This is a genomic window from Thioclava sp. DLFJ4-1, from assembly GCF_002020145.1.
Taxonomy (GTDB): domain Bacteria; phylum Pseudomonadota; class Alphaproteobacteria; order Rhodobacterales; family Rhodobacteraceae; genus Thioclava; species Thioclava sediminum.
This window is the reverse complement of record NZ_MPZT01000001.1, coordinates 102,642-123,180: the sequence shown is the minus strand read 5'-3', so window position 1 is coordinate 123,180 and position 20,539 is coordinate 102,642. Positions and strand designations below refer to the sequence as shown.

Here is a 20,539-nt window from a genome sequence, read left to right as displayed (position 1 = left end):
CCGGATGCTGAGCACAACGACCCTGCTGGTCATCACAGCCGTGTTCTTCTCCGCCTTCCTGCGCGGCATCGCGGGGTTCGGTTTCGCGCTGGCTGCCGTGCCGATCGTCTCGCTGATGGTGCCGCCGATCGAGGCTGTGACGCTGGCGGTGCTGCTGCAGGTCGTGGTCGGGTGCCGCGATCTTTTCACCCTGCACGGGCATGTGCACAAACCCTCGCTCGCGCGGCTGTCGCTGGGCGCGATCGTGGGTACGCCGGCGGGGATTTTCGCGCTCACTGCCGTCAGCGCCGATGCCGCGCGGGTGATGATCGCGCTCGCCGTGCTGGCGGGGCTGGCGCTGCTGTTGCGCTACAAGCCTGCGCGCCCGCATCCCCATGGCGGGCTCGCGCTGCTGGCGGGCGTCGCCTCGGGGGCGTTTTCCGGATTGGCCGCGATGCCGGGCCCGCCTGCGGTGGCCTATTATCTCGGCGCGGGCACCACGGCGGTGCAGACGCGGGCCTCGTTGCTTCTGTTCTTCTTCGTGGCCTCGCTGCTGGCCACGCCGGGGCTGATCTGGGCAGGCGCGGTGAATGGCGATGCGCTCTGGCTGACGCTGGTCTCGGTGCCCGCGCTGGCGCTGGGGACATGGGCGGGTACGGCTGCCTTCGCGCGGCTCGACAATACGCAGTATCGCTCTCTCGCCATCGTGGTCATGGCGATTTCGGCGGTGCTTGCGGGTTGGCGGGGACTGTCTGTCTATCTCTAGGGCAGGGCGCGAACGCCCCTCTTAGCTGCCGCGGGCGAGGATGAACCACTCGCCGATATTCTCGCGATTGATGAAGCCCACGAAATTGCCGGTCTTTCCGATCACCGCCACGGCCGGAATGCGCCCTTTCGCGAACGCGTCGAGCACATCGTCCATCCCCGTCTTCAGCGACACGACGGGCACATTGTCGAACATGATCTCGGAAACGGGGCGCTGACGGAATTCGGGGTCGGGCCGAGCCAGCACGCTCTCGCGGGTGACAAAGCCCACGAACTGTCCCGCCGGCGTGAGCACGGGGAATTCCGATTGCGAGCTGTGCAGGATCGCCTGAGCGGCGGTGTCGAGCGTGTCGTCGGGTGTCAGCGACACGAAGGAGGTGATGACCGCGTCACGCGCGGCCGAACGATGGGCAAGGCCACGCATCGCCGCATCCGAGTTTTCCGCTCCGGCCGCGAAGAAGATGAATGCCGCGATCAGCACGAGGATCGGGTTGCCGCTCGTCAGCCCCCAATAGGCGAAGAGCACGGCGATGATTTGCCCGGTCCGCGCCGCGACCTGAGTGGCCTTCACCCGGTCCATGAACAGCGCAAGCACGGCGCGAAAGACCCGCCCGCCATCCATCGGGAAGGCCGGGATCATGTTGAACGCGACGAGCAGCGCGTTCACCAGCGCGAGCCGGCCCCAGAAGCTTTGCGCCGGATTGTCGAGCGATTGCAGGTCGCTCAGCCAACCGCTGCCGCCAAGGAAGATCGTCAGGATCAGGAAGATCACGACATTGACCGCAGGACCCGCCACCGCGATCAGGATTTCCTGCTTGGGGTTTTCTGGAATCCGCTCCAGCCGCGCCAGCCCGCCGATCGGCAGAAGGGTGATGTCGGGGGTGCGCACGCCGAACCGGGCCGCCATCGTCGCATGGCCGAATTCGTGCAGCACGACACAGGCGAAGACCGACAGGATGAAGAGCATGTTGACCAGCGCGGCCTGCGGTCCCTCCGCCGCCCAGGCCGAGGCGGTGATCCAGATGATCAGCAGAACGAAGGTGACATGCACCCTGAGAACCGTGCCGCCGATCTTGCCGATTGAATAGGACCAGCTCATGTCATCCCTCTCTTTCTGCCGTGCGGTTGCCCCGAAAGCGGGGCGCGGCACATGGATGTCCGCCGCCCTCAATCTGACCCTTCGTCCCGGTCACCACAAGCAAGCAATCCCAATAAGTGACGGGGCTTGAAAAAGCTTCTGCCCGCGCAGATCAGAACTCGGTCACGCGCCGCGTCGTCTCCGGGTCGAGGAAACCCGCGACCGTGGCATCGGTCTCGAGTTGCAGCGCCCGGTGCAGGTCCGGCACCGCGGCGTGATTGAGAACGCGTTTCATCGCGCGGACCGACAGGGTGGGTAGATCTGCGAGCCGTTCGGCGGTCTGGACGGCCACCGCGATCAGCGCGGCATCGTCAACGACCTTCCACGCCAATCCAATCTCGCCCATCTCCTGCGCGGAATACCGGTCGCCGAAGGTCAGCATCTCGCGCGCCTTGTTCAGCCCGACCAGCGCGGGCAGGAGCGAGGTGACGGCACCGGTAACGAACAGGTTCAGCGAGACCTCGGGGAAGAAGCCCCTCGCGCTCTCCGCCCAGATCGGAAAGTCGCAATTGATCGCCCATTCCAAGCCGCCGCCGACGGCCCAGCCGTTGATCGCGCCGACCACCGGTTTCTCGCCGAGCGTAATCGCATGGGTCGCGCGCTGGATCGCGTGCACGATCTCGCGCGCCTCTTCTTCGGTCTCGGGATGGGTATGGGCCTTGCGGTCATCGCCCGCACAAAACGCTTTGCCCGCCCCGGTGAAGATGATCGCCTTGGTGGCCGGGTCGGCATTGGCGTCCTCGAAAGCGTGTGCCACATCGACGACCAGCTGCCGGTTCATCGCGTTGAGGCGTTCGGGTCGGTTGAGGGTGATCGTGCGCACGCCCTTGGCGCCAAGCTGGCTCAGGACGGTGTCGTAGCTGAAATGGCTCATTGAAAACTCCGGATGACGCGTTTGGTCTTGCCCTCGGTGCGCGGGAAGCTGTGGGCGGGCAGGAGGGTGACGAGCGCGCTCGCGCCCAGTTTCGACTTGATCCGCTGTTCCACCTTGCGCGCAAGATCGGGCGTGGCGTGCTCGCCTTCCGCCAGTTCGGCGCTGACGGGCAGGGTGTCATAGGGCGGCGGCGTGTCGAGGGTGATGCGATAATCTCCCGAAAGCTCGGGGATTTCGTTGAGCACGGCGGCGACCATCGAGGGGAACATGTTCAGGCCCCGCACGACCACCATGTCATCGGAGCGCCCGACGACCGAGAAACGGAACCCGGTGCAGCCGCAGGCGCAGGGCTCGGTCTCGCCGATGGTGATGATGTCGCCCGTGCGGAACCGCACCAGCGGCTGGCAGTCGCGCACGAGGTGGGTCAGAACCAATTCGCCGCGCGCCCCGGCCTCCAGCGGGATCGGCGCGTCGGTATCGGGGTCGATCAGTTCGGGATGCAGCACGTCGGCGGCCATGAAATGCAGCTTCGTGTCATGCGGACATTCCGCCGCGAAGTTCGAGAAGACATCCGAGACGCCGTAATTTGCGTTGCGCGGCTCCATCCCCCAGGTCTCGCGCAGGCGGGCGCGGAAGGCGGGATCGTCGAGCCCCGGCTCGCCCCCGAACAGACCCAGTTTGAGGCCCAGATCGCGCGGCGTCAGTCCGGGATGTTTCTCGGCGATGACCCGTTCGAGGACGGACGGATAGGAGGGCGTGCAGGAAATCGCGGTGATGCCGACCTCGCGGATCGTCTGGATCAGCAATTCGGTCGAGCCGACGCCGAAGGGCACGACCAGCGCGCCCGTCGCCTCCAGCGTCATGTGATCGGTCAGCCCGCCCATCCACATCTGGTAATTCAGGCAATGCACCACCGTATGCTCCGCCGTCAGCCCCGCAGAGCGGTGACAGCGACCGCCGACCTCCTGCGTCACCAACGCGTCGCGGGCCGATAGGGCGAGGTTCATCGCCTGACCGGTGGTGCCCGACGTCCGATGCAGGCGGTTGGCGGTGCTGCGTGTGGCGGCGAGGTAGTCGCCGAAGGGCGGATGCTCGACCTGCGAGATCCGCAGTTGCGCTTTGTCGGAGAGCGGCAATTCAGGCAGGTCGCGCAGGTCCTCGGGGGGCCTGCGCCCCTGCCAGAGGTTCTGGTAAAATGCGGAATGCGCGGCGACATGGGCGCGCTGAGCCTGCCAGCTGCGTTCGATCTCGGGCTGCAGCTCCGCGCGGGAGAGTTTCTCGGCGCCGGGAATGGTGCTCATGCCGTCATCCCCCGGTCCCAGAGCAGCGAGAGCGTCTCCAGCACCGCATCGCGGTCCTGCGATATCTCGATCAGGGCCGGGTCCTTCGCCAGCAGAAGGTTGGAGAGGTACTGATCGACCATGCCCCCCAGCGCATAGGCGCGGCGCAGCAATTCGTCGCGCGGGGGCGCCGTCTTGCCCTCCTGCCGCTGCCTGCGTTCCACGGAGGCGACCACCGCCTCGATCCATTCTCGGTTCAGCGTCTGAAACGCCGCCTGCGCCTCGGGGAAGCCGTCGGTCGGGTGGATCAAGCTGCGCATCAACCCGCTATTTCGCTCGAACAGACGGAGATAGGCGCGGGTCGCCGCGCGCGGTGCATCATGGCCCTCGCGCTCGCTCGCCGCTCTCATCGCCAGTTGCAGGAAGGCCACGAACGCCCGAAGCAGGCTGTCGAGCAGGGCGTTGCGATCCTTGAAGTAAAGGTAGAACGTGCCGTTCGAGACGCCGGTTTCCTTGCAGATCTCCGCCACGGTCAGGCCCTGCGGCCCGCCGTCTTGCAAAACCTTACAGGCGGCGATCTGAAGCTGGGCGCGGGTGCGCTCTCCCTTCGGGCGTCCGGCGCTGGTCGTGGCAAGATGCTCCGGGAAAGAGAACACGGCGGCGTCCTGTGACGCATTTGCGAGAGAGGGCTTCACGTTTCCGCTCCAAATATGAAACTGACGTCAGTTTTATATTTAGGGAGCGAGACTCCGTCAACGCTGACGTGACCCTGCGTCACGTCAGGGCAATGCGCTCAGGTCGTGGAAGGTGCCAGATAGACCTCGCCCGGGGCGAAGGGGAGGAAGCGCTCCGCCGCGATCCCCGAGGCTGCGAGGCTACGACCCAGCAGGGCGGGCGGTTCCTCGCGCGGCTCGTCGGTCAGCTGGAACGTCCCCCAATGACAGCCAAGCGCCTGCGTGGGGCCGATATCGGTGAAGATGCGCACGGCCTCTTCGGGCGCGACATGCTGGGGCTGCATGAACCAGCGCGGCTCATAGGCCCCGATCGGGATCACCGCGATGTCCGGCGCGCCGTGCCGGGCGCGGATATCGCGAAAGAGCGCCCCGTCGCCATAGCCGGTGTCGCCCGCGAACCAGATTCGGCTGCGCGGCGTGTCGATCCAGAACCCGCTCCAGAGCGCCATGCGCCGGTCGCCGAGCCCGCGCGCCGACCAATGGTTCGCAGGCGTCAGCGTGACCGAGACCTCGGAAGTCAGCGCGATCCGGTCATGCCAATCCCCGGTCTCGATCTGTGCCCCGCGGACCGCTTTTCGCACCGTCGCATCCGTGCCCAGCGGCATCACCATCCTAGGGCGGTGGCGCTTATGCAGCTTGCGCAGCGTCACGGTGTCGAGATGGTCGTAATGGTTATGGCTGATCAGAACCGCATCGATGGGTGGGAGAGTGTCGAAGGCGATACCGGGCGCGGTCACCCGCCGGGGCCCGGCAAAGCGCAGCGGGCTCGCGCGCTCCGACCAGACCGGATCGGTCAGCAGGTTGAGCCCCGCGACCTGAATGAGAACCGAGGCATGCCCGACCATGGTCAGCCGCGCCGTGTCGCTGCGCTCGGGCGGGATGTTCGGCTCGACCGGGACATGCTTGGGCCAGCGCGCCCGCTGACCCTCGCGGTGCCATTTGAGAATGTCGCGAAAGGAGCGGTCGGTAGAGGGCTGGTCCTGCGGGCGAAACCGCTCGCCGTCGAAATGGTCGCTGACAGGGCCGGAATAGTAGCGGTTACGTGCCATCTCGTGCCTGCCTTTGTCTTTCGGGGAAGGTTAGCGGACCGGACCCGGCCTGTCGCGTCTCGGATATCAGCGCGCCAAGGCCTCGAGATGAGCCGCAGCCCCTTCCGCGAGCGCGGTCGGATTGTAGCCACCTTCCAGACAGGAGACGATACGCCCCTCGCAACAACGGCGCGCGACGCTCCGGATCGCATTGGTCAGCCACCAGTAATCGCCCGCGGTCCAGAGCAGCCCGGAGATATCGTCCTCGCGATGCGCGTCGAACCCGGCGGAGACGATGATCAGCTCGGGCTTGAAGGCCTCGAGCCGCGCCAGCCCGTCTTCCCACGCGACCTTCATCTCGGAGCCGCCGCTTCCACTGGCCAGTGGCAGGTTGAGCACGTTGTCATGCGCGCCGGTCTCCGAGCGCGCCCCTGTGCCCGGCCAGAGCGACTTGGGCTCCTGATGCGACGAGATGAACAGGCTGCGCGGTTCGTCCCAGAGAATATCCTGCGTGCCATTGCCGTGATGCACGTCGAAATCGAGCACCGCTACACGCGACAGGCCATGCCGTTCGAGCGCATGAAGCGCCGCAAGCCCGGTATTGCCATAGATGCAGAACCCCATCGCCCGCGTCCGCGTCGCATGGTGCCCCGGCGGGCGGGTCGCGACGAAGACGCGCTTGGCCTCGCCCGAGAGGACAAGATCGACAGCCTGCAGGGCACCGCCTGCGCCCAGACGGCTTGCACGGCGCGACCCGGGCGAGACATGGGTGTCCGAGTCGAGATCGGCATGCTCTTGCCGCGCGAAGACCTCTTCGAGTGCGGCAAGATAAGCCGGATCATGGCCCAGCCGGAGATCCTCGTCACTCGCCTCGCGCGCCTCGATCACCGGCAGCTCCATCTCGTCGATCAGTCCGCGCACCGTCTCCAGCCGCCAAGGACGCTCGCGATGATGAGGCCCGGTATCGTGACCGAGGCAATCCTCGTGGGTGATCGTGACGAAACTGCTCATGAAGCTCTCCAGAGAAGGGGCGTATCGGGGCTATAGGCGCGAGTCGGACCCCGCCGCACCGTTGCGAGAACGGTGCTGCCCGTTGCGAAGCTGCGTCAGCCTTGGGGAAATGACAAGCACCCCCGGCGGAGGAAACACGCGTCCGCCGTGACTTTGAAGGGACGTCGCCTAAACGCGGCGCATTGCTGTCAGCAGGGCGGCCCGATCAGAAACACGGGCGGCAACTCGCGCGCGCGGCGCTCTGCCAGCCGTTGTTTTGCGGTGGCCAGCTTGACCTGCGTGACCTCAAAGCGCACCAGCGCCCGGCTGCGCGCGTCATAGAGCCGCCGTATCGGTGAACCCGGATTTCCGATCATTCCCGGACGGCGGTCCGCACTCGGCGGAAACCAGTCGTTCAAGGCGACAAGCGCGTCTCGCCACGCTCTGTCCGCCTCGATGTAACGCTCGAACGCAAGACGCAAAGCGCGGCGGCGCGTCGTGAGTTCCGGTCGCATTCTCTCTCCTCCCCCAGAAGATTCGACATCTTCTCATTATAGCAGAAACGCGGCGAGTCGTCAGGTTTTGCTGGGCTCCGCGGCGATCACCGTCTCGAACACGGTTTCGCGAGCAGGGCAGGAATTCCTTGTCTCGACGCTTTAGGGTTGCATTAAATGAACCATCGTTCATTTAATATGAGCGCCCCCATGGAGGATCGTTGGCCCAATGTGCCGGCGATGGGGTGTCAGAGGAGGAAATCATGCATAGCGAGACGAACCCGCACCCTGAACTCGGTGTGGCCCCGAAACGCGGTCTGGCCCATGTCGCCGGGCCGACCGATACCCCGCTGATCGAGGACACGATCCCGGCCGTGCTGAAGCGCACCGCCGCGCGTTGGCCCGATCGCGAGGCCGCCATCTTCACCTCGGAAGGGATCCGCTGGACTTGGGCGGAATTCGCGGCACGGGTCGATCGGCTCGCCTCGGGTCTGCTCGCGCTCGGTCTGCGGCATGGCGATCGGCTCGGCATCTGGTCGCCCAACCGCTCGGAATGGCTGCTGACGCAATTCGCGACGGCGCGGATCGGGGTGATCCTCGTGAACATCAACCCGGCCTATCGTCTGCACGAGCTGGAATTCGCGCTGCGCAAGACAGGTTGCCGGGGGCTGGTGCTGGCGGAGACCTTCAAGAGCTCGGATTACCTGTCGATGATCCAGCGCCTGCTGCCGGAGCTTGCGACGAGTGAGCCCGGCCAGCTGGAAACCATGAAACTGCCCGACCTGCGCGACATCATCACTTTGGGAGAGGCCCAGCATCCCGGATGCCATCGCTTCTCGGATGTCGAGGCGCTGGGCGAGGCGCAGAACCGTAGCGCGCTCGATCCGATTACCGCTCGGCTGGACCCGAACGAGCCGATCAACATCCAGTTCACCTCCGGCACGACCGGGTCGCCGAAAGGCGCGACGCTGACCCATCGCAACATCGTCAACAACGCGCATTTCGTGACCCACGCGATGCTCGCGACCGAGCAGGACCGCGTCTGCATCCCGGTGCCGTTCTACCACTGTTTCGGCATGGTAATGGGCACGCTGGGCTGCGTGACCAAGGGCGCGACCATCGTCGTGCCGAGCGAAGGCTTCGATCCCCAGAGCGTGCTGGAATGCGTCGCCGCCGAGCGCTGCACCGCGCTTTACGGCGTGCCGACCATGTTCGTCGCGATCCTGGAGCATCCCGATTTCGCGAACCACGACCTGTCCTCGCTGCGCACCGGCATCATGGCGGGTGCGCCCTGTCCGATCGAGGTGATGAAGCAGGTGCAGTCGAAGATGCACATGTCGGAAGTGACCATCGCCTACGGGATGACCGAGACGGCGCCGGTCTCCTTCCAGTCGGCCACCGATACGCCTTTGGAAAAACGCGTGTCTTCGGTCGGTCAGGTGCAGCCGCATCTCGAGGTGAAGATCGTGCGCGAGGATGGCTCGCTCGCCAATGTGGGCGAGCAGGGCGAGCTGCTGACGCGCGGCTACTCGGTGATGTGCGGCTATTGGGGCGAGCCCGAGCGCACGGATGAGGCGCTCGATGCCGATGGCTGGATGCATACGGGCGATCTCGCCCGGATCGACAGCGAGGGCTATTGCAACATCACGGGTCGGGTGAAGGACATGATCGTGCGCGGCGGCGAGAACGTCTATCCGCGCGAGGTCGAGGAATTCCTCTACACCCATCCCGATATCAGTCAGGCGCAGGTCTTCGGGATACCGGATCACAAGTTCGGCGAGATCGTCGCCGCATGGATCGTGCCGCGCAACGGGGCCGAACTGACCGAAGACGCTATCCGCGCGTTCTGCCGCGACGAGATCGCGCATTTCAAGGTTCCGGCGGTGATCCGCTTCAAGGAGAGCCTGCCGCTGACGGTCTCGGGCAAGCCGCAGAAATTCGTCATGCGCGATGCGATGATCGAGGAGCTGGAACTGGAGGTCGAGGCGACCGCCTGAGCCGTCTCAAGCATTGCGAGCGTTGCGCGGGGTCTCCGCGCGGCGCTCGCTGCGTCAGGCTGCGTCTTTGGGTTTATGCGTGCCATTGAACCGCGCGCGCAGCGGCAACAGGCTCAGCGCCGCCGTCGTCGCAAAACCCGCGCCCGCCAGGAACGTCCATTGCGCGCCGCCAATCTCCCATAGCGCCCCGGCCAGCACGCTTGCGATCAGCAGCCCCACGCCGGTCACGAGGTTGAACATGCCGAAAGCGGTGCCGCGCAGCTCTGCCGGGACCGCTTCGGCTACCAGCGCGGCCAGCAGCCCCTGGGTGAAGCCCATATGCATCCCCCAAAGCAGCACGCCAACCGCAAGCCCGCCGATCCCGCTGACCAGCGCCAGGGTCAGGTCCGCCGCGATCAACAGCCCCAGCCCGACCAGCAGTAGCCCGACGCGACCGACCCTGTCGGACAACGCCCCCACCGGATAGGCGATCAGCGCATAGACCGCGTTCATGCCCACCAGAACCAGCGGCACCAGCATCACCGGGATGCCGTCGTCATTGGCGCGCAGGATCAGGAAGGCCTCGCTGAACCGCGCGAGGGTGAACAGCGTCGCGACCACCACGACCCACCAGAACATAGGGCCCAGGAGCTTGAGTTCCGAACGGGCGAGCGGGTTGCGCACGCGGCGTTGCGTGCGGGGATGGGCGGGCTCTTTCACCACGAACAGGATCAGCCCGAGCGACAGGAAGGCCGGGATCACCGCGACCCAGAAGACCGAGCGGAAATCATCCGAGAACAGCCACATCAGCCCGATCGCGGCGAGCGGCCCGAGGAACGCGCCCACCGTGTCGAGCGATTGCCGCAATCCGAAAGCCGCACCGCGCATCTTGCCTGGCGCGAGGTCGGCGATCAGCGCGTCGCGCGGCGCACCGCGGATGCCTTTGCCCACCCGGTCGATGAAACGCGCGGCCACAAGCCAGTCGAATGTCGGCGCGAGCGGGAAGATCGGTTTCGTCACCGCCGCCAGCCCGTAGCCGAGCGCGGCCAGCTCCTTGCGGCGCCCGATGCGGTCCGACAGCGCGCCCGAGAAGACCTTGGTGATCGCGGCGGTGGCCTCGGCGATCCCTTCGATCACGCCCACCGCCAGCGCCGTCGCGCCAAGCCCGGTCATCAGATAGACCGGCAGCAGCGCGTGGATCATCTCGGAGGAGATATCCATGAAGAGCGACACGAACCCCAGCGCCCAGATGCCCACCGGCAATCCGCGTCCAAACTTGCCCGCTGGCGTGTCCTGTGCCTCTTGCGCGTCGTCCGTCATGTGCCTCCTGCGCGCGCCGTGAGGGGCTTACTGCCCGCGCGCCTGTGCTCTGCGATCATAAAGCGCGCGTATGAGCAAGGCCATCGCCCCCTCAAGCGGCAGCCAGACGAGACAATAGAGCCAGACCAGCAGCGCGGGCCCCCAGCCGATCGGCGTCACGAAAAGCCCGTAAACCGCGATCAGGGTGCCCAGCAATTGCGTGGCCTCGGTCGTCGCGAACAGCCGCAGCGCCGGGAAGGGCCGCCGCCAGAACCAGCTTTGGTGGCGCGTCACGAACAGCGTCATATGCCCCGAGACGAGGAGCTTGAGGAAGATGATCGTCTGGATCTGGTCGCGCGGCAGGCCGAGATAGGCATCGACGAACCAGAACAGCACGAAGGTCTCGATCACCCCTGTCACGCCCAGCGTCGCCGCCACCGTCAGCACGCGCCGCATGTCCCAGCGCACCGGGCGTGGCGAGACCGAGACGTTGTCATAGGCGATCATCATGATCGGGAAATCATTCAGCACCGCCAGCAGCACGATCATGATCGCGGTGACGGGGTAGAAATCGAAGATCAGGATCGAGAGCGTCATGAACAAGAGCACGCGGATCGTCTCGGCCACGCGGAAGGTGGCGTAGCTCGTCATCCGCTCGAAGATCCGGCGCGCTTCCTCGATCGCCGTGGTGATGATCGACAGGCCCTTGTCGGTCAGCACCAGATCGGCGGCGGCGCGCGCGGCATCGGTGGCCCCGCTCACCGCAATCCCGGCATCGGCCTTGCGCAGGGCAGGGGCGTCGTTCACCCCATCGCCGGTCATCGCGACGATGGAATGCCCGGCCTGCAGCACCTCGACGATGCGGAACTTGTGCTCGGGCAGGACGCGCGCGAAGCCGTCGGCGGCGCGGACATTGGCCTCCACCGTGGCCGGGTCGCCATCGAGCAGCTGGCCCGCCGGATAGATTTTCTGCCCGAGATCGAGCTTGCCCGCGATCTGGCGCGCGATGGCCTCGTGGTCGCCGGTGATGATCTTGACGTCGATCCCCATGTTGCGGGCCTCGGCAATGGTGCTGGCGGCATCGGGGCGCGGCGGGTCGATGATCGGCAGAAGGCCGAGGAATTCCCACGCCTGCCCGGCGCGCTTCTGTGCCGCACCCAGCGCGCGGTAGCCCTGCTGCGCGAGGGTTTCGACCTCGTCCTCCACCGCCTTGCGCGCCTCATCTGCGAGGGCTGCAAGCTCCACGATCACCTGCGGCGCGCCTTTCGCGACCTGCCAGCGATCGGCCTCGTGCCGGACCTCCGCCTCGCTGCGTTTGCTCACCGGATCGAACGGGGTGAAGCTGAGCGTCTCGATAGCGTCGAGCGCAATGCCCTCCGCCGCCGCCAGCACCGCCTTGTCGATCGCATCGGGCGCGTCGCGGTCGCAGGCGAGCGCCGATGCGCGCAGCAGATCGTCGACCGCGATGCCCTCTGCCGGGCGCGGGTCCTCGACGGTCAGCTCGTTCAGCGTCAAGGTTCCGGTCTTGTCGGAACACAGCACATCGACGCCCGCCAGTTCCTCGATGGAGACCAGCCGCGAGACGATCGCCTTCATCCGCGCAAGCCGCTCCGCCCCCACCGCCATTGTCACCGACAGAACCGTAGGCAGCGCGACCGGGATCGCGGCCACCGTCAGGATCAGGGCGAACTGGATCACCTCGAGCGGCGGATTATGCCGCTTGAACGAGACGATCACGATCATCGCCACCAGAACCAGCGCCGCCGCGATCAGGAAATTCCCGATCTGCATCACGGCTTTCTGGAAATGCGATTTGCCGTTCGTGGTCTGCACGAGCGAGGCGGTGTGCCCGAAATAGGTCTCCATCCCGGTCGCAGTGACCTCGCCGGTCATCTCGCCCAGCTTCACCACCGAGCCGGAATAGGCGCTGTCACCGACCCCCTTGTCGACGGGAAGGGACTCGCCCGTCAGCGCCGCCTCGTCGATGGAGAGATATTTGCCCTCAAAGAGCGTCAGATCAGCCGGGACGATCTGGCCGATCGACAGGCGCACGATATCGCCGGGCACGAGATCGCGCGCGGCGATCTCCTGCCATTGCCCGTCGCGTTTCACGCGGGCGCTCGGGGCCAACTGCGCCTTGAGCGCTGCGATGGCCGAACTCGCCTTGCTCTCTTCCTTGAAGCCCACGGCCGCGTTGAGCAGCAGCATCACGAAGATCACCGCGAAATCGGACCAGTCGCGCAGCACGAGCGACAACAGCGCCGCCAATTCGATCAACCACGGGATCGGCCCCCAGAAATAGCCCGCGATCCGTTGCAGTAGGGTTTTCTCGTCGCTTTGGAGCGCGTTCGGACCGTATCGCTCGAGCCTCTGTGCCGCCTCTGCCGCGCTCAGACCTGTCTTGCGGTCCGTTTGCGGCACATCCTGCGTCATCGGTTCAGCGACGGTCTGGTCCATTGTTCGTGTCTCCAGCTTTGGCCCCGAGCGTTCCGAGCCACTGGCCGATTTCCGGCCAGACATTCGAGAGGGTATGGCTGCCCATGAAGAGGCCGATATGCCCGCCCTCGACGAGGCGGCTCACGATATCCTTGCGCGGCGTGCCGAGCAGCGTCTCGGCTGCAAACACCTGTTCGCGCGTGGTGATGTCGTCGGCCTTGCCCGCGAGCAGGAAGGCCGGGCAGGTGATCGCGTCCAGATCGAGCTTGCGCCCGAGACCCACGAACTCTCCCTTGGCGAACAGGTTCTGTTTGAACAGCAGGTCGATCGCCTGCAGGTAATAGCGCCCCGGCAGGTCGATGGGGTTCTCGTACCAGCTCTCGAACCGCTCGGTGCGTTTCATGAAATTGCGGTCGTCGATATGCTCGTAGAGATCGACGAACTTGCCGAAATACTGCTGATCGGCATGCATGTTCTTCCAGCCGGTGAGCATGAACCGCCCCGGCATCCGGCCCTCACCGGCCTCGACCATCTCCTGATAGGCCGAAAGGGGCATCTCATGGGCGAGCTTGCGGATCGGACCGTGCCCGGCATCGGTGTCGATGGGCGATCCGGCGAGCACGAGCCCCGCGATCTTCTCGGGGAAGCGCGCGGCATACATCGCCGACATCCAGCCGCCCTGACACAGCCCCACCAGCATTACCCGCCCGCCGAGCTCATCGACTGCAACATTGATCTCGGCGAGGTATTTGTCGATGTCGAAATCGCGCATCTCCGACGTCGCGCTTTTCCAGTCCGTGCAGAGCACACGCCCCAGCCCTGCATCCAGCAGCGTCTCGATCAGGCTCTGGCCCTTGGCGTAATCCGCGATGGTCGAGGAATGCCCGGCATAGGGCGCATCGACGATCACCGGGATGCCGTCGCCCGTGCCGCCGAAATCGCGCAGCCGCATCGTGTCGAGATCGAGCAGAACGTCGTTCTTGGTGGCCCATTTCGGATCGGGCGGGTGCGTGATCTTCGCCGCCTCGTCGAGATAGGTCAGCCCTTTCGCGACCGCGTCGAGCCCGATCTTCTGCCATTCCATCGCCGCCGCCATCGGCCAGAAGAAGGGAACGCTGTGTTCGTAGGTATTCTTGGCATCGCTCATGTTCGACACTCGCAAGACGCTATGGTGCACAGATGCACTCTTTTGAGACCCCAAGGCCCGTTAGAATGCAAGTGCAGCGAAGCCCGAGCGCGCGAACGTGAAGCTGATGTGTGGAACGGTGAGGCGGTTTTGGTGGCGGGTGACGCTTTCTTAATCCGTGCTCAGAAGCGCCGTGAACAGCGCGCTGGACGGGTCGGACAGCTCCTCGATCACGTCGAAATGGTGCCGCCGGTAGGCCGCGACCAGATCTGCCTTTGGCCAGTGCTCGGCCAGCAGGGACGACTGGCGCAGGAATTCCGGACGCTCCGCCGCGCCGACCCAGACGGTAACTTTCACGCCGGGGCGAAGATTCAGAAGGGCGGGGCTCTCGCTCGCGGCAATCTCGGGCGTGATCCCCAGCCGCGCGTTCATCGAATGCATCTGCAGCGGACGCAGATCATGCACGCCGCTCACCGAGATCACCCGCCGGATGCGCGCTGCGGTTTCGTCTGACAGCGCGCTGCCCTCGGACACCGAGCGCGTTACCAGATGCCCGCCCGCAGAATGGCCGACGAGATGGATCGGGCCCTCCACGAGCCCCGCCGCGTGATCGATCGCCCGTGCGATCTGCTGCGCGATGCCGGGAATGCTGTTCTCCGGGGCGAGCGTGTAGCCGGGCAGGGCGACGGTCCAGCCCTGTGCCAGCGCGCCTTGCGCCAGATGAGACCACATGTCCTTGCTGAATTTCAGCCAGTAGCCGCCATGCACGAAGACCACGAGCCCCTTGGACGCGCCTTCGGGGCGGAAGAGGTCGATCTTTTCGCGGGACGCTTCGCCATAGGCGACCTCGGTCATCCGATCGGCATGGCGCGACCGGAACTCGGCGGCGCGCTTGGCCCAGAGATCGGGGTAGGCGCTGCCATTCTCGATATAGCCGCCGTTCTCGAAAGCGTCTTCCCAGTCGATCCCGCTCAGGTCTTCCATGTTCCCTCCCGCTCGTTTCGCGTCCCATTTGGAGACAGAGCATATAGCGCGGGATATTGCGAGGGCATGGTTGCGCGGGTAGCGTGCGCCCGAGCCGAAACTTTCGTGATCCACCAGCCGATTGCCGGGTTTCGAGACGCGCTTTCGAGCCGTGAGAACAAGAGGAAAATGACCATGCCGAACCTGCCGAGAAAGCATCTTTTCGATCTGCCCGAGGGGGTGATCTATCTCGACGGGAACTCGCTCGGGCCGCTGCCGCGCGGCGTGGCGGAGCGGCTGGAAAGCAGCGCGCGCGACGAATGGGGGCAGATGCTCATCCGGGGCTGGAACGAGGCGCATTGGATGGATCAGCCCGCCCGCGTCGGCAACAGTATCGGTCGGCTGATCGGCGCGCCGGAGGGCTCGGTCGTGCTGGGCGATACGCTCTCGATAAAGGTCTATCAGGCGCTTGCCTCTGCGCTGGAAATGCGGCCCGACCGCAAGGTGATCCTGTCTGACAAGGGCAATTTCCCGACGGATCTCTATATGGCGGATGGGCTGATCCGCTCGCTGGCTCGCGGGCACGAGCTGCGCACACCCGCGCCCGAGGATGTGGCCGACGCGATCACCGAAGAGGTCGCGGTGGTGATGCTGACGCAGGTCGATTACCGCACGGGACGGATGCACGATTTCGAGGCGATCACCCGCAAGGCCCACGCGGTCGGGGCGGTGATGATCTGGGATCTTGCCCATAGCGCGGGCGCGGTGCCGGTGGACATGACGGCGAACGGGGCCGAATTCGCGGTCGGCTGCACCTACAAATATCTCAACGGCGGCCCCGGCGCCCCGGCCTTCATCTATGTCCGCCCCGATATCGCGGAGACCGTGCGCCCCGCACTCAGCGGCTGGCTCGGCCATGAGGCGCCCTTCGCCTTCGATCTCGACTATCGCCCCGGCCGCGCAGTCGAGCGGATGCGCGTCGGCACGCCGCCGGTCCTCCAGATGACCGCGCTCGAAGAGGCGCTCAAGGCCTGGGACGGGCTGACGATGGAGGAGGTGCGTAAGCGCTCCATCGAGCTGTCGGAGCTGTTCATCCGCGAGGTCGAGGCGCGCTGCCCAGACCTCACGCTGCTCAGCCCGCGCGACCCGGAGGCCCGCGGCAGTCAGGTCTCGTTCGGTTTCGCAGAGAGCTACGCCGTCGTTCAGGCCCTGATCGCGCGCGGGGTGATCGGAGATTTCCGCGCGCCCGATGCGATGCGCTTCGGCTTCACGCCCCTTTACCTCGACGAGGCCGACGTGACCCGCGCCGCTGAAATCCTCGGCGAAGTGATGGCACAGCGGGCCTGGGATACCCCTGCGTTCAAGGCGCGCGGACGGGTCACCTAGACGTAGGTCTTTGCGCAGCCGTCAGCCCGGCGTCGTAAACTCGGCGACGACCTCTCGGATCAGCTCGCGCAGCCAGACATGGCCCTGATCCCGGCGCAGATGCGGGTGCCAGGCGATCTGGCTGGGGAAGGTGCCGAGGTCGATGGGCACGGGAACATCGCGCAAGCCATAGGGTCCGGCGGTCATCGCGGCGACCCGCGCAGGCACCGTGGCAATCCCGCCCAGCCGAGCCACCGCAGGTGCGGCGGTCAGGAAATGCGTGACCACGACAGCCGTGTTCCGGTGCAAACCTGTCGCCTCGGTGCGTTTGTGAACTCCGGTGCGCCACTTGCCGGGCGGGGCGACGACGACATGCGGCAACGTCTCATAGAGGTTCCGGTCGAGCGACGCGCCCTCGGGTAAAGCCTGTGGGGCCACGATACAGCGGAACCCGTCCTCGAACAGGTCGGAGACCACGAGATCCTCGGGCGGGGAGTCGAACCGCCCGACCGCCAGATCGAAGGCCCGCCCGGCAAGCGCGCGGGGGTCCAGATCTGGCCCGATAGGCGAGATTTCGAGACGAGCCGACGGGGCCCTATCGGCAAAGGCCGCCGCAAGTTCCGGCGCGAGAACGATCTCGGCATAGGGCCCCAGCAACAGCCGGAAGCGGCGCGTGGTGCGCGCGGGATCGAAGGGTTCGGCGGCGCGGAAGGCCTGTTCCAGCCGCTCCAGCCCCGCGGCGATGTCGGGCGCGATCTCGAGGGCCTTTTCAGTCGGCTCCACGCCGTAGCGGGCGCGCAGGAACAGCTCGTCACCCAGCGCCGCACGCAGACGTGACAGCGCCGCGCTCACGGTGCTCTGGGATTGGCCGAGCCGTTGGGCCGCGGCGGTGACATTGCGTTCTTCCATGACCGCATGGAACACGCGCAGAAGCGAGATATCGGGTGTCATGTCTCCGGAATATCGATTTCTGACGTTGTCTGCATCAATTTCTCGATCAGTGAACGCAACCTATCTCTGTTGGGACGCGTTGACGGCTCGAAGCGAACAGGGCCGGAAATGCCCTCACATTCATGACGAAGGAGGCCAAACCCATGGCACGTATTCTTATTCTTTCGACCGCAGCCGACGCTCTGGGCGACACCGGCAAAAAGACCGGCGTTTGGTATGAGGAACTGGCGACGCCCTATTACGCCTTTCTCGATGCAGGCCACGAGGTGAAAGTGGCCACCATCGGCGGTCGCTCGATCCCGATCGACCCGAATTCCGACGTGACCGGCGATGACGCGCCGGCCTCGGTGACGCGTTTCCGGGATGACGCCGACGCCAAGGCGGTTCTGGCGAACCCGTCGCGGATCGAGGACGAGGACATCACTTCCTATGATGCGCTCTACATACCCGGCGGCCACGGCGCGATGTATGACCTCGCCGAGAGCGATATCTCCGCCAAGGCGATCGGCACCGCGTGGGATAGCGGCAAGGTGGTCGCCTCGGTCTGTCACGGTCCCGCAGCCTTCGACAAGGTCTTGGACAAGAACGGCGACTCCATCGTGAAAGGCCGCAAGGTTTCGGCCTTCACCGATAGCGAGGAACGCGGCGTGGGTCTTGCCGACGCGGTGCCCTTCCTGCTGGAAACCCGCCTGCGCGAGTTGGGCGCTCAGTTCGAGAGCACCGACGACTGGCAGCCCCATGCGGTGGCCGACGGGCGTCTTGTGACCGGCCAGAACCCGGCGTCGTCCGAGGCGGCTGCGAAAGAAGTGCTGGCCCTGCTGGGCTGATATCGAGAGGCGCCGCCCGGTCCGGGTGGCGCCTTCTTCGTTCCCACGAAATTCAGAGAGGCTGACATGTCGAAAATCATTCTCATCACCGGCGCCTCCACCGGGATCGGCGAGAGCTGCGCGCGCCATGCGGTCGAAGCGGGTCACAAGGTGGCGCTGGCCGCGCGCTCCGAGGACAAGCTCGAAGCGCTCGTGAAGGATCTGGGTGCAGACAACGCCCTCGCGCTGCCCACTGACGTCACCGACCCCGACGCTCAGGAACGCATGGTCGCGCGCGCAGTCGAGCATTTCGGGCGTCTCGACGTGGTGCTGGCCAATGCGGGCGTCGGCGCTTCGGCGCGCGGGACCGAGGCCGGATCGGTCGAGAGCTTCCAGAATATGATCGAGGTGAATTGCCTCGCGGTGACCTACACCGCGAAATTCGCGCTGCCGCATCTGCGCGCCTCGAAAGGGCATATGGTGCTGACCGGCTCGAAGGCGTCGCAGGGCGCGATGTTCGGCTCGGTCTATTCGGCGACCAAGTGGTTCATCCGCGGCTATGCCGACAATCTCGGTGAGGAGCTTGGCGCGGCGGGCGGTCGCGTCACCTGCCTGCATCCGGGCATGGTGGACACGCCGTTCTTCGACGAGGCGAAACCCGACGCGCTGCGCCCCGAAGATGTCGCGCGGGCCTTCCTCTTCGCGATCGACCAGCCCGATCACGTTCTGATCCCGCATCTGCCGGTCTATCCCAAACCGAAGACGGATTGATCCGGGCGGGCCGCCTCTGCGGCGATCCGACATTGAAAGGAGCCGGCCCATCAGGGCCGGCTCCTTGCTGTTTCGAACCTCTGAGAACCCGGCTCAGATCGGATAATGCTGTTTCGGGTCCTCGACGGTGATCCAGCGCAGATCGGTAAATTCGGCAATGGCCGCGCGCCCGCCGAACCGCCCGTAGCCCGAGGCCTTGACCCCGCCGAAGGGCATCTGCGGCTCGTCGCCCACCGTTGGGCCGTTGATATGGCAGATCCCGGTTTCGAGCCGGTTCGCCAGCGCCATCGCGCGCGAGACATCGGCGCTGAAGATCGCGCTCGACAGCCCGTATTCGGTATCGTTGGCCACTTTCAGCGCCTCTTCGTCGCCCTTCACGCGGATGATCGATTTGACCGGGCCGAAGCTCTCCTCGGCATAGATGCGCATGCCTTCCGTGACGCCGTCGAGCAGCGTGGCCGCAACGATCGTCCCTTCGCGCGAACCACCGGCGACCAGCTTTGCACCTTTCCCGGTGGCGTCGGCGATCAGCGCATCCATCTTCTCGGCCGCCGCCTCGGAGACAAGCGCCCCCAGCGCCACATCGCCGCGCGGATCGCCCGCGGGCAGGGCACTGGCGCGTGCGGCGAGCTTTTCGACGAAGGTGTCGGCCACTTTCTCGTCGACGATGATCCGCTCGGTCGACATGCAGATCTGGCCCTGGTTCATGAAGGCGCCGAAAATCGCGGCATTCACCGCCCCGTCGAGATCGGCATCGTCGAGCACGATCAGCGGCGCCTTGCCACCCAGCTCCAGCAGCGAGGGTTTCAAATGCTCGCCCGCAAGCCGCCCGATGATCCGGCCGACGGCGGAGGAGCCGGTGAAGTTCACGTGCTTCACCGCAGGATGCGCGATCAGCGCCTCGACGACATCGGCCGCGTCCTCGGGCGCGTTGGTCACGACGTTGAGCGCGCCCTCGGGCAGTCCGGCTTCTGCGAAACATTCCCCGATCAGGCGATGCGTCGCGGGGCACATCTCGGACGCTTTCAGCACCACGGTATTGCCGCAGGCAAGCGCCATCGCGACCGCCCGCGTGCCGAGAATGACGGGCGCGTTCCACGGCGCGATGCCGAGGCAGACGCCCTTGGCGCGCGCAACGCCCATCGCCATCGTGCCGGGCTTGTCGGAGGGGATGATCTCGCCGCCGATCTGGGTGGTCATCGCCGCAGCCTCCCGGATCATGCCCGCGGCGAGATGGACGTTGAACCCGGCCCAGGCCCCGGTCGCGCCGGTCTCGGTGATCATCGCCTGAACGAAGTCGTCGGCTCTAGCCTCCATTACGTCAGCGGCTTTCGACAGGATCTTGCGCCGCCCGTTCGGCCCGGTCGCGGACCAGCCGGGAAAGGCGCGCGCGGCAGCGGCCACGACCGCCTCGACATCATCGCGCCCCGCCGCGGCGGCGCGGGTGGCGACCTCTCCGGTCACGGGATCGATCCGGTCGAAACTTGCGCCCGAGGCGGCAGGGGCGGAGGCCCCGTTCAGCAGCAATCCGATCTCTTTCATGGGTAGTCTCCTCCTCAATTTC

18 protein-coding genes are annotated in these 20,539 nt (G+C 65.9%); 5 read left to right on the top strand and 13 right to left on the bottom strand.

Going from position 1 to position 20,539, the window contains the following annotated elements:
- The first annotated feature begins 4 nt into the window (after nt 1–4).
- Nucleotides 5–745 (top strand): sulfite exporter TauE/SafE family protein, encoded by a 741-nt coding sequence (locus BMI85_RS00565; RefSeq protein ID WP_143594947.1) that lies wholly within the window; start codon nt 5–7, stop codon nt 743–745.
- A gap of 21 nt (nt 746–766) precedes the next feature.
- On the opposite strand, the gene BMI85_RS00560 is transcribed toward BMI85_RS00565, so the two are convergent.
- The 7 genes from BMI85_RS00560 to BMI85_RS00530 form a co-directional block, all read right to left on the bottom strand.
- Nucleotides 767–1,843 (bottom strand): site-2 protease family protein, encoded by a 1,077-nt coding sequence (locus BMI85_RS00560; RefSeq protein WP_078599149.1) that lies wholly within the window; start codon nt 1,841–1,843, stop codon nt 767–769.
- A gap of 151 nt (nt 1,844–1,994) precedes the next feature.
- Nucleotides 1,995–2,756, bottom strand: coding sequence for an enoyl-CoA hydratase/isomerase family protein (locus BMI85_RS00555; protein WP_078599148.1), 762 nt, complete (start codon nt 2,754–2,756; stop codon nt 1,995–1,997).
- A complete protein-coding gene (locus BMI85_RS00550) occupies nt 2,753–4,057 on the bottom strand; it encodes an AMP-binding protein (protein ID WP_078599147.1) in 1,305 nt (434 codons plus the stop codon). The genes BMI85_RS00555 and BMI85_RS00550 overlap by 4 nt, the downstream gene beginning before the upstream one ends.
- Nucleotides 4,054–4,692, bottom strand: a complete 639-nt coding sequence (locus BMI85_RS00545; protein WP_078599146.1) for a TetR/AcrR family transcriptional regulator — start codon at nt 4,690–4,692, stop codon at nt 4,054–4,056. Before BMI85_RS00545 ends, BMI85_RS00550 begins: the two co-directional genes overlap by 4 nt.
- Before the next feature lie 137 nt (nt 4,693–4,829).
- On the bottom strand, nt 4,830–5,819 hold the full coding sequence (locus BMI85_RS00540; protein ID WP_078599145.1) for an MBL fold metallo-hydrolase: 990 nt from the start codon (nt 5,817–5,819) through the stop codon (nt 4,830–4,832).
- A gap of 66 nt (nt 5,820–5,885) precedes the next feature.
- Nucleotides 5,886–6,809 carry a histone deacetylase family protein gene (locus tag BMI85_RS00535; protein WP_078599144.1) on the bottom strand — a complete coding sequence of 308 codons (924 nt, stop codon included), beginning with the start codon at nt 6,807–6,809 and terminating at the stop codon, nt 5,886–5,888.
- 188 nt (nt 6,810–6,997) lie between these two features.
- Entirely contained in the window at nt 6,998–7,303 is a 306-nt protein-coding gene (locus tag BMI85_RS00530; protein ID WP_078599143.1) for a hypothetical protein, read from the bottom strand.
- 242 nt (nt 7,304–7,545) lie between these two features.
- Here BMI85_RS00530 and BMI85_RS00525 point away from each other — a divergent pair, with 242 nt between their 5' ends.
- Entirely contained in the window at nt 7,546–9,279 is a 1,734-nt protein-coding gene (locus BMI85_RS00525; protein WP_078599142.1) for an AMP-binding protein, read from the top strand.
- A gap of 54 nt (nt 9,280–9,333) precedes the next feature.
- On the opposite strand, the gene BMI85_RS00520 is transcribed toward BMI85_RS00525, so the two are convergent.
- The 4 genes from BMI85_RS00520 to BMI85_RS00505 form a co-directional block, all read right to left on the bottom strand.
- Nucleotides 9,334–10,578, bottom strand: a complete 1,245-nt coding sequence (locus BMI85_RS00520; RefSeq protein ID WP_078519197.1) for an MFS transporter — start codon at nt 10,576–10,578, stop codon at nt 9,334–9,336.
- Nucleotides 10,579–10,605: 27 nt separating this feature from the next.
- Nucleotides 10,606–13,014: a plasma-membrane proton-efflux P-type ATPase gene (locus BMI85_RS00515; protein WP_078599141.1), complete on the bottom strand. Its 2,409-nt coding sequence runs from the start codon at nt 13,012–13,014 to the stop codon at nt 10,606–10,608.
- Nucleotides 12,995–14,140 carry an alpha/beta fold hydrolase gene (locus BMI85_RS00510; RefSeq protein ID WP_210402290.1) on the bottom strand — a complete coding sequence of 382 codons (1,146 nt, stop codon included), beginning with the start codon at nt 14,138–14,140 and terminating at the stop codon, nt 12,995–12,997. The genes BMI85_RS00515 and BMI85_RS00510 overlap by 20 nt, the downstream gene beginning before the upstream one ends.
- A gap of 150 nt (nt 14,141–14,290) precedes the next feature.
- Nucleotides 14,291–15,103: an alpha/beta hydrolase gene (locus BMI85_RS00505; protein WP_078599140.1), complete on the bottom strand. Its 813-nt coding sequence runs from the start codon at nt 15,101–15,103 to the stop codon at nt 14,291–14,293.
- A 174-nt stretch (nt 15,104–15,277) separates the two neighbouring features.
- Here BMI85_RS00505 and kynU point away from each other — a divergent pair, with 174 nt between their 5' ends.
- Nucleotides 15,278–16,468: a kynureninase gene (kynU, locus tag BMI85_RS00500; protein ID WP_143594984.1), complete on the top strand. Its 1,191-nt coding sequence runs from the start codon at nt 15,278–15,280 to the stop codon at nt 16,466–16,468.
- A gap of 21 nt (nt 16,469–16,489) precedes the next feature.
- Here kynU and BMI85_RS00495 read toward each other — a convergent pair whose 3' ends face one another.
- Nucleotides 16,490–17,398 (bottom strand): LysR family transcriptional regulator, encoded by a 909-nt coding sequence (locus tag BMI85_RS00495; RefSeq protein WP_078599138.1) that lies wholly within the window; start codon nt 17,396–17,398, stop codon nt 16,490–16,492.
- 143 nt (nt 17,399–17,541) lie between these two features.
- Here BMI85_RS00495 and BMI85_RS00490 point away from each other — a divergent pair, with 143 nt between their 5' ends.
- Nucleotides 17,542–18,225, top strand: coding sequence for a type 1 glutamine amidotransferase domain-containing protein (locus BMI85_RS00490; protein ID WP_078599137.1), 684 nt, complete (start codon nt 17,542–17,544; stop codon nt 18,223–18,225).
- Between the two features lie 66 nt (nt 18,226–18,291).
- The gene (locus tag BMI85_RS00485; protein WP_078599136.1) at nt 18,292–18,975 is read left to right on the top strand and encodes an SDR family oxidoreductase; all 684 of its coding nucleotides are present in this window, start codon (nt 18,292–18,294) and stop codon (nt 18,973–18,975) included.
- Nucleotides 18,976–19,068: 93 nt separating this feature from the next.
- On the opposite strand, the gene BMI85_RS00480 is transcribed toward BMI85_RS00485, so the two are convergent.
- Entirely contained in the window at nt 19,069–20,517 is a 1,449-nt protein-coding gene (locus BMI85_RS00480; RefSeq protein WP_078599135.1) for an aldehyde dehydrogenase, read from the bottom strand.
- Between the last annotated feature and the right edge of the window lie 22 nt (nt 20,518–20,539).